The sequence below is a fragment of the Acinetobacter legionensis genome (genome assembly GCF_057165765.1).
On record NZ_CM169896.1, the window covers coordinates 1106227 to 1119667 of the forward strand.

Consider the following 13441-nt stretch of genomic DNA (forward strand, 5'->3'; position numbering starts at 1 on the left):
AGATATTTTAAAGTAAATGAAATATGCCACTTAGCAGATTAATTAAAATGCTTATGAATAAAACAGATTTGTAAACATTCACAAGCCTTATGCATAACCAAATGAAATGGATTTGCTGTAAAAACTTTCAGCATTCTTTTTAAACTTTAGTGCTATGATAAGCCCAAAATTTTTAACTGACATTTGGGAGAACCCATGGAAATCGTATGTCTTGATCTTGAGGGTGTATTGGTACCAGAAATCTGGATCAATTTTGCTAAAAAAACAGGAATCAAAGAATTAGAAGCAACAACTCGTGATATCCCTGACTACGATGTGTTGATGACTCAACGCTTAAATATTCTTAGACAGCATGGTCTAGGCTTAAATGACATTCAAGCTGTGATTGCAGACATGGGGCCATTTCCGGGTGCAAAAGAGTTTGTAGAATGGTTACGTACCCATTTTCAGTTGATTATTCTTTCAGATACATTTTATGAGTTTGCACATCCGTTGATGCAACAGTTAGGTTGGCCAACAATTTTCTGTCATAAATTAGAAACTGATGAAAATGGTATGATCACTGCGTATAAATTGCGTCAACCTGATCAAAAGCGTGAAGCTGTAAAAGCATTACATGGTCTAAATTACCGTGTCATCGCAGCAGGCGATTCGTATAACGATACAACAATGTTGGGTGAAGCTGATCATGGTTTCTTATTTGATGCGCCTGAAAATGTGATTCGTGAATTTCCACAGTTCCCACCAATTCATGGCTATGACGCCCTTAAAGAAGCAATTCGCAAAGCATCTATCCGTGATATTCCTGCTTAATCTAAGATTTAAATCCAAAGGCGCTCAATGCGCCTTTTGTTTTGCTTTGATTTTTAACATACTTTAGTGGATGTTCTGTTTATTTTTAAAAGCAAAAACAAACGCCAAGCTGGCCAACAAAATAATCATACAAATATAGACATCTGCTGTAAAAATTAAGCCAACTTTATTGACAAAGTATCCAGCAATAATCGCAGGTATACTAAAGGCCAAATAGCTTTCAACAAAAAATGCGGCCATTAAACCTGCACGTTGTTCAGGTAAAGCTAAGGGCATTACAGCACGAATTGCACCCATAAAACCTGTACCAAAGCCAATCCCAGTCACCACAGCACCAATAAACAATAAGATTGGTTGCACCAGATGAATGCCAAGCAAAATAACACTTGAGCCCAAGACAATCGTAATTGCAGCAGTAATTAGAATTTTAAATGTTGACGCATTGCGCAGTGTTAAAATCCCAACAGCCCCTGAAACTGATAGAGTAATAAACATCATGCCATTCAGCCATGCCGATTGCACATGGAAAGCTTGAGCCAGCAATGAAGGCATTAACGAGAGGAAGAACCCACTGACCATCCATAACGAGATATTAATTGGACTTACGATCAAGAGTGCTTTTCGGGTTTGTACTGGAATAGTCAGTTGCGGTTTTAATGATGCCAAAGCACCCACACGTTTAGTTGCTGTTTCAGGGCTAAAAATTGCGATAAAGCTGGTAGATACAAAAAGAAAGATGAGTATTTCAAAAATTAGTGTCAATGGAACAGTTGAAAACTCTAAAACAATACAGGTCATCAGCATACCCGCAGCCATGCCGAGCATTGGAGAAATACTATTAATTAAAGAACCCTGTGTTTTACTTAAATCAAGTAAAGCTGCTCCAAATGTAGATGCGGCTAAAGCCGTGGCAATACCTTGCAAACCTCGTGCGATAAACAGCATTTCGATATTGGATGCAAACAAGAAAAAGCCCATGGACATAATTTCTAAAATCAATGCCACAAAAATAACTGGCTTACGTCCAATATAATCAGACAATGATCCTGCCACCAATAAGGTTAATAGCAATGCAAACGCATAGGTGGCAAAGATAAGCGTTAATAAAACAGGAGAAAAATGGAAGTGTTGTTGATACAAACGATATAACGGTGTTGGTGAGCTTGAGGCTGCCAAAAAGGTCATCAGGGTAAAAGTATGTGTGTACAGTGCAGCATTATGGCTTAATTTATAGGAAGTCACTTGACGATTAAAATTAGAGTTGCGCATAATCAACATGTACATAAAAGCTATTAATTAGCTTTTATACCGTATTTTGGATTAAACACAAAGGTTTAGCTAAGATGATTTTTGCTTAAAGCTGTTCTTTAATTATTAACCCATTGATAGATTTTCATTTATAGATTTGTAGTGATTTGCTGATGACGAAAGTGATTACAGGTTTGCGTCCCGGTGGGCGCAGTGCACGAATACAAGCTGCAGTTCATAATGCAGTGCAAACATTACAGCAAAATGTTGCTGTGGCAGATTTGACGATTCCGATGATTGCTGAATTTGCAGGGGTCACCCCCTCTACGATCTATCGACGTTGGGGAGATTTATCTCAACTGCTTGCAGATGTTGGCTTTAATATTTTACATCCAGACAGTGTACCTGCGGATCTTGGTAGTTTTAAGCAAGACTTATATGCATGGATGGAGCAATATTTTGAGGAATATGCCTCACCCGTTGGGCGTACAATCTTAAGCGATATTGTGGCGGAAAATGATTCGCCGACCTCTGGTAAGTGTTATGACTTTTTGATTCAACAGTTAGACATTATCCAGCAACGTGCCCAGCAAAGGAATGAAACAAGCATCGAAAATCAACTGATTATTGAAATTGTTATTGCACCGATGTTACATCGGATTCTATTTACCGAACAAGAATCGAGTTTGGACTATATTTACCATTTATTAGCGCGTTTATTTAATTTTGCGGATGTCCTTAAAAACACGACATCCGATTTAGTCAAATAAACAGCTGCAATCATTTCGGCTTTGAGAAAAAATTAAAGCGCGCCTCGAATTAAAGGATAAATATTATCTAGCAGAATTTTCTGTGCCGTTGCATTGGGGTGGATTAAGTCTTTTTGCATCAAACTTTTATTGCCTGCAATTCCATTCATAAAAAACGGATGCATTTTAACTTTGTATTGTTGGCTTAGGGTTTGGTAATTTTTCTCAAAAGCTTGACTATAAGCTGCGCCATAATTCGGTGGAATTTTCATACCCAATAAAATGACCGTGGCTTGGCTGTTCTGGCTTTGTTGAATTAATTGCGCAAGATTTTTATGAATCATTTGTGGCGGTTGACCGCGTAAACCATCATTGCCACCCAACTCAATCACCACGATATCAGGTTTATGGCTTTGTAATAGTTTTGGAAAACGCGCCAACGCACCACTGGTGGTTTCACCACTTACACTGGCATTCACCACATTATGTTGTTTAGGAAATTGTTGGTTTAAGCGTTGCTGTAGCAAGAAAACCCAGCCTTGTTGTGGGCTAATACCATAACCCGCACTTAAGCTATCACCTAAAATCATGATCGTTTTTGCAAAACTACTAACGGGCAACAGACAGAATATGCTAAAAAATAAACAATGAATTAGATTTTTCATCATTTTCAAATTTAACAATTTTTTGATTTGCATATAAGGTACTTTATGATGTCTAAGGTTCAGGATGATTCAACTTCTCCCATCATGCCACAAGTGATAATTTCTGCACAGCAACTTACACAAAAGATAGAATTACCTCATCAAACGCTTACAATTTTTGAAAATCTAAATCTTAATATTTATACAGGTGAACAGGTCGCGATTACTGGACGTTCTGGTTCCGGAAAATCAACTTTATTAGGCATCCTTGCTACTCTCGATCAAGCCAGTGCAGGTCAACTCAGTGTTTGTGGTGAATCAATTGAGCATTTAAATGAAGAACAACGTGCGTTGATTCGACTTCAATATATTGGTTTTGTATTTCAATCTTTCCAGTTGCTCCCACATCTTTCTGCCTTAGAAAATGTGATGTTACCATTACGTTTACAGAAGAATTTTAATTATGCACACGCAGAACAAAAATCTTTAAGTTTATTGGCCAAAGTTGGTTTAGAACGACAAAGCCAGCAAACACCGAAAGTATTGTCTGGTGGGGAGCAACAACGGGTTGCCATTGCACGAGCTTTAATTTCTGACCCCAAAATTATTTTTGCCGACGAACCTACAGGCAATTTAGATGAACATACCGCCTTTGAAATTGAACAACTCTTATTTGATTTAAATAAAGAACTCGGTACAACTTTAGTGCTTGTCACTCACGATTCGCAATTGGCCGCACAGTGCCAACGTCATTATGAATTAAAAGATGGTCAATTGATTGAACATGTGCAAACTCCTCAATCGAATGAGGTGGTGTAATGTTGACCTTGTTTAAACCCTTATTTAGGCAAAGTTTTGCCAGTTCAGGCATATATCTGCTGATTATTGCATTGAGTTTAGCCATTAGTGCGACTACTGCATTAAAGTTTAGCAATGATCAAGTCAAACAAGCAGTGACCTTACAAGCTGCCAAAATGCAAGCTGCAGATTTACAACTTAGTGATACAGATCCAATTGACCAACAATGGATCAAACAGGCTGATGATTTAAAATTAAAACAGTCCCATGTCACCATTTTTGGTTCAATGGCCTCTACACAGGATCAGTTTGTTATGGTCAATGTGAAAGCCATTGACACAGCATTTCCCTTACGTGGTGAATTAAGGATTGCGCCAAAACAAGCCTTACAAAGTGGCGGGGTTTGGCTAAGCAAACGCGCACAAGAATTATTAAAATTAAACCTAGGCGATAGCGTTCAAATTGCCAATGGTCAGTTTAAAGTTACTGGCATCATTGAACATGATTCAAATCAAGAATTAGGCTTTTCTGCCTTTTCGCCAACCGTGATTATCTCTCAAGCAGATGTTGCAAAAACGGGTGCAATTCAAGTTGGAAGTCGGATTGAATATCGTTTGTTGATGGCAGGGGATGCGGAGTCGATTGCAACATATCAGCAATTTTTTAAGACTTTTAAAGCGCAAGAAAAGCAAAATGTGAATCCAAAGATTGCACAAAATTCGGATGCAGATTCAGCTTTAAGTGCACCAAGTGCCACTACATCGACTGAAAATCAGCCAGCAACACACTCACAAACAGATCAATCCATACAAGATCAACAAAATGCGGATAATGAACTAGATGCACAAAGTAATTTAAGACTACGTAATGCAGATGAGGGTAATTCACGCTTACTTAAACCAATTGAAAACCTCGATACTTTCTTACAATTGGCCAATATTCTGACGATTCTTTTATGTGGTTTAGCCATCGCTTTAACCAGTCAGCGTTATGTACAGCAGAACCAAGATCATATTGCACTGATGCGTTGTATGGGGGCAACGAAACGGCAGATTTTTCAAACCTATCTCGGGTTGCTGAGCGTTGTTATTTTAATCGCCATTGTCATTGGCAGTATTTTAGGACTGATTTTAGGTTATTCGTTGTTGCAATTAATGTTGCAGATGATTCCGAACCTAGAGTTGCAATTTTCAATGTTGCAGATGCTGGTTGGTCCTTTGCCTATTGCAATTTTTACCAGTGCAATTGTATTGATAGGATTTATTTTACCGAGCTTGTGGCAACTGTTAAATACACCGCCTATTCGGGTGATACGCCAACAAGAAAAGTCGGCACGTTCAATGTTGTGGATGATGGCTACAGGTTTAGTCAGCTTGATTATTTTTAGTTTGGTCTTGACCGAAAATCTGATACTTACTGCGTTGGTAATGGGTGCAGTCATTGTGTTAACAGCTTTGTTATATGCAGTGGTTTGGATGATTTTAAAGACTTTAAAATCAATGAAAAATAGGCTCTCAGCCTATATCCGAACCCCTTCGCAAACCGCATTGCAAATTACCGCTTTGGCATTGGGTTTAAGTCTGATCACGGTACTTGCTGTATTGAGAACTGATTTATTAGAGCGTTGGCAGCAACAATTGCCTGAAGGAACGCCTAACCAGTTTATTTATGGTCTACCACCATTTGAACTGGATGCCTTTAAGCAACAATTAGCACAGCAACAATGGAAAAGTACACCGTTATATCCCAATGTAAAAGGGCGCTTATTGGCAAAAAATGGTCAAGCTTTTCCTGCCCAATTGGTAAAAACCAATAATTCTTTACGTCGTGAGTTAAATCTCACCCAAGCAGATCATTATCCACAAGATAATATTATTGTTGCGGGAAATGCTCAATTAACTCAAATTGGGCAGGTATCTGTAGAGGCCAAATTGGCTGAAGAATTGGGCATTAAAATTGGTGATCGTTTAACCTTTAGTTTGCCTGAGGGAAATTTGGACGCGCAAGTTGTGAATTTGCGTACCGTGGAATGGCAAAGCTTTAGTCCAAACTTTTTCTTTATTTTTACTCCAAAGACGTTGGATGAAAACGCAGGCAGCTACTTAGGGAGTTTTTATGTGCCACCGAGTGAAAAAATCAAGATGGTTAATCTGATTCAGCAATTTTCCAATACGGTATTTATTGACGTCACTTTAATTTTTGATGAAATTAAAAACTTGGTTTCTGTGTTGGTCAAAATCATTACAGTTTTGGCAGTATTGGTAAGTTTATCTGGTTTTTTGGTGCTGATCGCCTGTATCAATTTGCTGATGGATGAACGTAAAAAAGAAGTGGCATTGTTACGTTCTTTTGGTAGTTCAAAGCGTCAGTTAAAAAATATGATGAGTTTTGAAATCGGTTTTATTGGATTATTGGCGGGGATTGTTTCCTGTTTCTTTGCAGAGGTGATTAGTGCAGTTGTCAGTTATCGTATGGAAATGGTGGTGCAATTACATTGGGAAATTTGGTTGATTTTACCAATTTCGATGGCAGTGTTGTGCGCATTGATTGGACGTTACCGATTGAGCTATTTATCTGAAATCCCACCATTGCAAAGTCTAAGAGAGTTGAATTAAACCGCTTTGTTTAAGTGGTTTTATTTGACTGTTTAATCTCAGTTGAGCCTTTAAAAGGCTGCCCAGTGAAGACAGTAAATTAAAAAATGGCAACCTAATAGGTCGCCATTTTTTATGCTTCTTGAATTCAGTGTACTCTGTAATGTTTTATTACGGCATAGACAAGCTATTTTAGAGATTAAAAGTTTAATTGCTCACGCATTTGTGCAATGGCTTGTTGCCAAAGTGGGCTAAGTGGTCCAACGAGATGCTGGCAATAGAGATAAACGCCATAGGTTGCTGCAATCCCTAAAATCACAATGATAATATTGGCAGCTTTACCCATTTTGGCACGCTGTGTTGCATACCAAGCCAAAGCCATGACCGCACCCATTAACATCCCACCGATATGGGCAGCATTGTTAATTCCAGAGGCTAAAAAGCCAAAAGCTAAGTTGACCGCAAGTACGGTTAAAAGTGATCTTTTATCTAAAATGAATCTTTGATTCGGGGTAGGTGGGAACAACGATAGTAGTGTCAGTGCACCACCAAGTCCCATTACAGCACCCGATGCACCTGCAGATACATGAGGAAAGAGTTTTTGATCAAAATTTTGCAGCAGTTCGTAGCTATTTCGAATATCCAAATAACCACTTAATAAACTTCCCATGAGTCCAGCAAGGATATAAAGTCCAAGGAAATAAAACTTTCCTAAAGTTTTTTCAGCAACATCACCAAAAATATACAGTGCCCACATATTCATCATTAGATGCAGGATACCGAAGTGAAAAAACATACTGCTGAATAAGCGATATGGTTCCTCTAAGAAGGTTAAAGGTGCATAATCAGCACCCCAACGCAACGCGTCCAATGTTGTCGGGTCAGTAATATTGACACCTGATAAGACTTGGATGGCAAATAAACCGACATTGATGACAATCAGCAATAAGGTTATTTTACCAATAGAATTGGGTTGGCTATAAGTTGAAAGATCTTGATATTTAGACATGCTATTGCTTAGCTTTTTATAGATAGATTCAGCTTAACATGAAACGTCAGAATTTTCGGAGTAAGCAGCTGACATGAAAGCTTTTATTGTTCGTGCTTTGTTAATTGTGGTCAGTATTTTGATCATGATTCAGCTATGGATTTTCTCAAGTTTAATTTATTGGCGTACCCATGATGTAGAAACCACCATGTTTATGCGTTGGACATATCTGTCTGATTTTGAGCCGATTCAACATCAATGGCGCGACTATGACAAGATCAGTGATAATTTTAAACATGCAATTGTCGCTGCTGAAGATGCTAAATTTCTCGATCATCATGGTTTCGACTGGGATGGTATTGAAAATGCACTACAACGTAATCTAAAAAAAGACAAAGTAGTCGCTGGTGGTTCAACGATTTCTCAACAATTGGCTAAAAATTTATTCTTCTATAATCGTCGCTCATTTATCCGCAAAGGTCAGGAAGCGATTGCCACCACCATGATGGAGCGGATGTGGACTAAACAGCGCATTTTAGAAGTCTATATGAACTCTGTTGAATTTGGTGATCATATCTATGGTGTTGAAGCTGCATCACAACATTACTTTTCTAAGAGTGCGGCAAGTTTAAGTCGTGAGCAGGCCGCATTTTTAGCGGTGATTTTAACCAATCCGAAGTATTATCAAAAAAATCGTGATGATTCTAAGCTTCAATACCGTAAGCGTTTGGTTTTGAAGTATATGCGTTATACCCGTATTCCAGATTGACACTAAATAAATGAATTTAAAAAAGCACAAATTGATGTGCTTTTTTTATGAAATTGTCATAAATTTGAAGCATACTAGAATTAAGACATTTTTTTTGATGCAGGTTTATTGCATGAATACCGCAGTGACGACAACAACACCTACAGAATATTCTTATAATGAACGATATATAAATCGTGAGCTTTCAATTTTAGATTTCCATTTACGTGTTTTAGAGCAAGCCGTTGATCCTTTACACCCCTTGCTTGAACGTATGAATTTCTTGTTGATCTTTTCTCGTAATATGGATGAATTTTTTGAAATCCGTGTTGCAGGAATGATGGAGCAATTAACTTTAGGGAATGAAAGTCGTTCACCAGATGGTTTGACGCCAAAACAAGTTTTAGACCAAATCTCTAAAACTGCACATGAAGCGATTGAGCGTCAGTACCGTATTCTTAATGAAGAAATTTTTCCTAAGTTACGTGAAGAAGACATTTGTTTTTTACGTCGTGGCGAGTTAACGCCTGCACAATCTGTGTGGATTAAAAAATATTTCCAAGAACAAGTTGCACCAGTACTTACCCCAATTAGCCTTGATCCTGCACATCCATTCCCACGACTGGTCAATAAAAGCTTAAACTTTATTGTGACTCTAGAAGGGAAAGACGCATTTGGTCGACAAATTGATTTAGCAGTTGTACCAGCACCACGTTCGCTTCCTCGTGTAGTGCGTTTACCTGATGAGCTTACAGGCGGTAAAGAACATTTTGTGATGTTGTCTGCGATTATTCATGAGCATGTATCGGATTTGTTCCCTGGGATGACAGCTACAGGTTGTTATCAGTTCCGTGTCACACGTAATGCGGATTTGGCGCTGAATGAAGATGTAGAAGACTTAGCCAAAGCATTGAAAGGCGAATTGAGTTCACGTCGTTTTGGCCGTGCAGTACGTTTAGAAGTGACAGAAAACTGTCCAAAACATATTTATGAATACTTGCTTGAAGAATTTGATCTAGAACAAGAACAACTTTATAAAGTGGATGGGCCAGTAAATCTGGCACGTCTTGTGTCAAATTTTAAACGTCCACATATGCGTTATGATTCGCATGTACCCGCGATTCCAAAAGTATTGAAAAAGTCTGAAAATATTTTTTCAGCAATGCAAAAACAAGACATTCTCTTACACCATCCATTTGAATCATTTGCACCAGTTATTAACTTGTTGCGTGAAGCTGCACGTGATCCCCAAGTGCTAGCGATCAAACAAACCTTATATCGTAGTGGTGCTGACTCTGAAATTGTTCAGGTACTTGCAGAAGCGGCACGTAATGGTAAAGAAGTCACTGCTGTGATTGAGTTACGGGCGCGTTTTGATGAAGAATCAAATATCGCCGTTGCCAATGTATTACAAGAGGCGGGTGCTGTTGTGGTTTATGGCATCGTGGGCTATAAAACGCACGCCAAAATGATCTTGGTGGTACGCCGTGAAAATAATAAGTTAGTACGTTATGTGCATTTGGGTACGGGTAACTACCATGCAACAAATGCTCGTATTTATACCGATTATGGTTTGCTCACTACAGATAAAGAGCTCTGCGAAGATGTACATCGTATTTTTCAAGAATTGACTGGTATGGGGAAAATGGCAAAGTTGAAAAAACTGTTACATGCGCCGTTTACTCTTCATGCTCAGTTAATTGCTTTTATTGATGATGAAATTGCCAATGCCAAAGCGGGCAAGCCTGCACAAATTATTGTTAAAGTTAACGCGTTAACTGAAGTTCAATTGATCAATAAATTATATGAAGCTTCGCAAGCAGGGGTACAAATTGATCTGATTATTCGCTCAATTTGCTGTTTACGTCCAGGGTTACCAAATCTGTCTGAAAATATTCGAGTTCGTTCAATTGTCGGGCGTTTCTTAGAACATACCCGTGTCTATTATTTCGGAAATAATGGCAATCCACGTATATACTGTTCCAGTGCAGACTGGATGGATCGTAATTTATTTAATCGTGTAGAAGTGTGCTTCCCGATCGAAGATCCAGCATTAAAAAAACGCATTTACCAGCAAGGTTTAGTCAATTACTTAAAAGACAATATCCGCGCTTGGCTATTGCAAGGCGATGGGACTTGGACTCGTGTGCAACCTAAAGAAGGCGAGGCAATTTACAATGCTCAACAAACTTTGCTTGAGCACTTTGTAAATGGTTAAGCCAAGATAATCTGATTGTCTTAAGCCCGATTAAAATTAATCGGGCTTTTTTGTATCAGTCAGTCGGATTTTAATGAAATTGAATGACTTGGTTATTTTAGATTTAAGCTTTTTTAAATCAGCAATCAACGCTTCTAATAAAGCATTGAAGTTCTTAAATACTAGGATGACTTAAGCTGTTGTGGTTTTAAACTCGATAAAATTGCAGGTAGTGCAATTAAATAAATCATCGCGACAACCAACCATATAGCGCCAGTCCATCGTGTTTGGAAATGAAAGTAAAATGTAGAAAACAATAAGGGGGCAATAATCGAGGCTAGACTAATGGTTGAGGCGATAACACCTTGAAACTGTCCTTGCTGTGCAGCTGGGATTTTTTGTGAAACAATAGCTTGTAGTGCAGGAGTACCAATACTTCCTAGGGCAAAGATCGGCATGATTGCAAAAATGATCCAAGCGTGTTGGGTAAAAGCCATGATGATTAATGCCATACATATACATGCCAGACCAATCAGCACGGTATTTCTTTCACCAAAATATCGGACGGCATGTTGAGGTATAAATGACTGAACCAGTACTTGGCATAAACCAAAAGTGCCTAAAGAAAGACCAACCCAAAATGTATTCCATTTAAAGGTATCATGTCCCCAAAGTGCCCAGCAGACACCATAAGCTTCACCGCAGGCGCTAAACAGAAAAAATATCAGTAAAATGGGCAGTATATTTTTTTGAGCAAGGATAAAACTAAGACTTTTAAATGGATTCATTTCTAAACTGGAAAGTAAAGAAATCGCAGGTCGAGAAATGGTGGGTAAAGGATTGTTGCTTTGGGATTCAGGGAGTAGCCAGAATGCGATAAGCAAGTTAACTGTTGTTAAAATTGCCGCAACGAAAAAAGGTAGCCGTAACCAATACCCGCCCAATAATCCACCGAGGATAGGACCGAGAATAAATCCTATACCAAACATGGCACTCATTAAACCGAAGTATTTTGCTCGATTTTCTTCTGACGTGGTATCAACGATATAGGCTGAAGCCACGGACATATTGGCACTACTTATTCCAGCAATGATTCGTCCAATGAACAGCAAGATAAGAGAGGGTGAGCAAGCAAGAAAAAAATAGTTGATTGCAGAACCCGCAAGTGAAATCAGCAAAACAGGTCTTCGACCAATGCGGTCACTCAAAGCACCTAAGATCGGGGAGAACATAAATTGCATAAGCGCATACAGGCTTAGGAAAACCCCCATTAACAAGGCAACGTTATGCTGATGGCTTAGGTCTTTCAGTAGTGAGGGAAACAGAGGGAATACGATGCCAATGCCAATTGCATCTAAGACAATCGTTGAAAAAATAATATATAAAGGTCGGTTCATACGCGTCCTATCGAAAATTCAGGCACAGAAAACTGTGAAAACCTGTTAACGATGCTTGGAAGATTCAAGCCCTGTGGAACGCTGACCAATGCAAAGGATTGGATATGTGTCGACGAGATGGATGCATGCTTTTTAAAACAAGCTGAGGATAGGTCGATTTTTCGCGATTTTCATCGTAACAATACATACAAAAATAAGCGAGTATTTTGTACTGCTCAAATATTATCATTCTTGATCTAGTAAAAACAAGATCGTTTTAATTTTGCTTATGCTGAGGTGATCTATAGACTTTTTAGATCTTCAATAAAAAAGGAGTCAATCATGACTCCTTTTCAGTATTGGAAAATTAACGTAAATTTGGCGTGATTTTTTGAAGAATTTGTACCAACACATCAAATTCACTTTGTAGCGGTGTACTTTTACGTGTAACCAAAGCCAAAGTGCGTGAAGGCGCATTCTCAATAGGTTTAACCACAATCTGATCATTGTTTTTCAGCATATGTGCATGAATTGCAATCTCAGGAAGCAGTGTATAGCCTAAGTTTGAACTGACCATTTCCACTAAAGTTGGCAATGAGCTTGCTTTTAAACGGTGATCATTTTTACGCTCACCGATTGGGCAAACACTTAAGGTATGATCACGTAAGCAATGACCTTCTTCAAGGAGCATGAGATGAGAAAGATCTAAATCATCTAAGCTTCTTGCATTCATCGCATTTTGATCTGCTTTATTGCAGACTAAGAATAAATCTTCTTTCGCAATTTCAGCAACTTTCAAACCACGTGTGTCGAATGGTAAAGCCAGCATGATCACATCTAGATTGCCATGCTCAAGTTTTTCAACAATTTTTTCACTTTGTGCTTCATGCAGATGCAACTGAATTTTTGGAAGTTGTTTATGCACTTCTTCCAAAAGCTGCGACAAAATGAAAGGGGCGATGGTTGGAATAATCCCTAAATGCAAATCACCAGTTAACGGTTCACTCATTTCTCGACTTAACCGCATCAAGTCCTGAGCATCGGCGAGTAGAACACGGGCTCGGGCAACAACTTGCTCACCTAGAGGAGTTAAACGTACGTTTTGGCGATCACGTTCTACGAGTACGCCACCCAATAAACGTTCTAACTCCATGATTCCACCAGATAAAGTAGATTGAGTTACAAACGAACGGCGCGCTGCTTCAGTGAAGTGCAGCGTCTCAGACAGTGTCACTAAATATGACAACTGTCTTAGGGATGGTAATGCAGCCATAGTGTCCTAATGC

General features: G+C 38.7%; 11 protein-coding genes. 6 read left to right on the forward strand and 5 right to left on the reverse strand.

The features are described from left to right. Positions 1 to 195 precede the first annotated feature (195 nt). Positions 196 to 813 (forward strand): bifunctional phosphoserine phosphatase/homoserine phosphotransferase ThrH, encoded by a 618-nt coding sequence (gene thrH, locus AC2G3J_RS05110; RefSeq protein ID WP_483770759.1) that lies wholly within the window; start codon positions 196 to 198, stop codon positions 811 to 813. Between the two features lie 63 nt (positions 814 to 876). On the opposite strand, the gene AC2G3J_RS05115 is transcribed toward thrH, so the two are convergent. Continuing rightward, positions 877 to 2082, reverse strand: a complete 1206-nt coding sequence (locus AC2G3J_RS05115) for an MFS transporter (protein ID WP_336951852.1) — start codon at positions 2080 to 2082, stop codon at positions 877 to 879. Between the two features lie 152 nt (positions 2083 to 2234). Here AC2G3J_RS05115 and AC2G3J_RS05120 point away from each other — a divergent pair, with 152 nt between their 5' ends. Next, positions 2235 to 2831: a TetR-like C-terminal domain-containing protein gene (locus tag AC2G3J_RS05120; RefSeq protein WP_336951850.1), complete on the forward strand. Its 597-nt coding sequence runs from the start codon at positions 2235 to 2237 to the stop codon at positions 2829 to 2831. Between the two features lie 32 nt (positions 2832 to 2863). On the opposite strand, the gene AC2G3J_RS05125 is transcribed toward AC2G3J_RS05120, so the two are convergent. Further along, complete coding sequence (locus AC2G3J_RS05125; RefSeq protein ID WP_419359381.1) at positions 2864 to 3478, reverse strand: arylesterase; 615 nt, start codon at positions 3476 to 3478, stop codon at positions 2864 to 2866. Positions 3479 to 3523: 45 nt separating this feature from the next. On the opposite strand from AC2G3J_RS05125, the gene AC2G3J_RS05130 reads away from it, so the two are divergent. Both AC2G3J_RS05130 and AC2G3J_RS05135 read left to right on the forward strand, forming a co-directional pair. Continuing rightward, a complete protein-coding gene (locus AC2G3J_RS05130; RefSeq protein WP_303576326.1) occupies positions 3524 to 4273 on the forward strand; it encodes an ABC transporter ATP-binding protein in 750 nt (249 codons plus the stop codon). Next, on the forward strand, positions 4273 to 6867 hold the full coding sequence (locus AC2G3J_RS05135) for an ABC transporter permease (protein WP_483770760.1): 2595 nt from the start codon (positions 4273 to 4275) through the stop codon (positions 6865 to 6867). The genes AC2G3J_RS05130 and AC2G3J_RS05135 overlap by 1 nt, the downstream gene beginning before the upstream one ends. A gap of 178 nt (positions 6868 to 7045) precedes the next feature. Here AC2G3J_RS05135 and AC2G3J_RS05140 read toward each other — a convergent pair whose 3' ends face one another. Beyond that, a complete protein-coding gene (locus tag AC2G3J_RS05140) occupies positions 7046 to 7855 on the reverse strand; it encodes a rhomboid family intramembrane serine protease (protein ID WP_336951842.1) in 810 nt (269 codons plus the stop codon). A 73-nt stretch (positions 7856 to 7928) separates the two neighbouring features. On the opposite strand from AC2G3J_RS05140, the gene mtgA reads away from it, so the two are divergent. Then, on the forward strand, positions 7929 to 8603 hold the full coding sequence (gene mtgA / locus AC2G3J_RS05145) for a monofunctional biosynthetic peptidoglycan transglycosylase (protein WP_004717400.1): 675 nt from the start codon (positions 7929 to 7931) through the stop codon (positions 8601 to 8603). Positions 8604 to 8715: 112 nt separating this feature from the next. Then, on the forward strand, positions 8716 to 10800 hold the full coding sequence (gene ppk1 / locus AC2G3J_RS05150) for a polyphosphate kinase 1 (protein WP_004823258.1): 2085 nt from the start codon (positions 8716 to 8718) through the stop codon (positions 10798 to 10800). 161 nt (positions 10801 to 10961) lie between these two features. On the opposite strand, the gene AC2G3J_RS05155 is transcribed toward ppk1, so the two are convergent. Further along, positions 10962 to 12176, reverse strand: a complete 1215-nt coding sequence (locus AC2G3J_RS05155; RefSeq protein ID WP_483770761.1) for a TCR/Tet family MFS transporter — start codon at positions 12174 to 12176, stop codon at positions 10962 to 10964. A gap of 346 nt (positions 12177 to 12522) precedes the next feature. Next, on the reverse strand, positions 12523 to 13428 hold the full coding sequence (gene oxyR, locus AC2G3J_RS05160; RefSeq protein ID WP_004717396.1) for a LysR family transcriptional regulator OxyR: 906 nt from the start codon (positions 13426 to 13428) through the stop codon (positions 12523 to 12525). Between the last annotated feature and the right edge of the window lie 13 nt (positions 13429 to 13441).

Bases quoted from the DNA above. Each gene is read 5' to 3' on its own strand.
- thrH (WP_483770759.1), top strand. From the start codon at position 196: ATGGAAATCGTATGTCTTGATCTTGAGGGTGTATTGGTACCAGAAATC.
- AC2G3J_RS05115 (WP_336951852.1), bottom strand. From the start codon at position 2,082: ATGCGCAACTCTAATTTTAATCGTCAAGTGACTTCCTATAAATTAAGC.
- AC2G3J_RS05120 (WP_336951850.1), top strand. From the start codon at position 2,235: ATGACGAAAGTGATTACAGGTTTGCGTCCCGGTGGGCGCAGTGCACGA.
- AC2G3J_RS05125 (WP_419359381.1), bottom strand. From the start codon at position 3,478: ATGATGAAAAATCTAATTCATTGTTTATTTTTTAGCATATTCTGTCTG.
- AC2G3J_RS05130 (WP_303576326.1), top strand. From the start codon at position 3,524: ATGTCTAAGGTTCAGGATGATTCAACTTCTCCCATCATGCCACAAGTG.
- AC2G3J_RS05135 (WP_483770760.1), top strand. From the start codon at position 4,273: ATGTTGACCTTGTTTAAACCCTTATTTAGGCAAAGTTTTGCCAGTTCA.
- AC2G3J_RS05140 (WP_336951842.1), bottom strand. From the start codon at position 7,855: ATGTCTAAATATCAAGATCTTTCAACTTATAGCCAACCCAATTCTATT.
- mtgA (WP_004717400.1), top strand. From the start codon at position 7,929: ATGAAAGCTTTTATTGTTCGTGCTTTGTTAATTGTGGTCAGTATTTTG.
- ppk1 (WP_004823258.1), top strand. From the start codon at position 8,716: ATGAATACCGCAGTGACGACAACAACACCTACAGAATATTCTTATAAT.
- AC2G3J_RS05155 (WP_483770761.1), bottom strand. From the start codon at position 12,176: ATGAACCGACCTTTATATATTATTTTTTCAACGATTGTCTTAGATGCA.
- oxyR (WP_004717396.1), bottom strand. From the start codon at position 13,428: ATGGCTGCATTACCATCCCTAAGACAGTTGTCATATTTAGTGACACTG.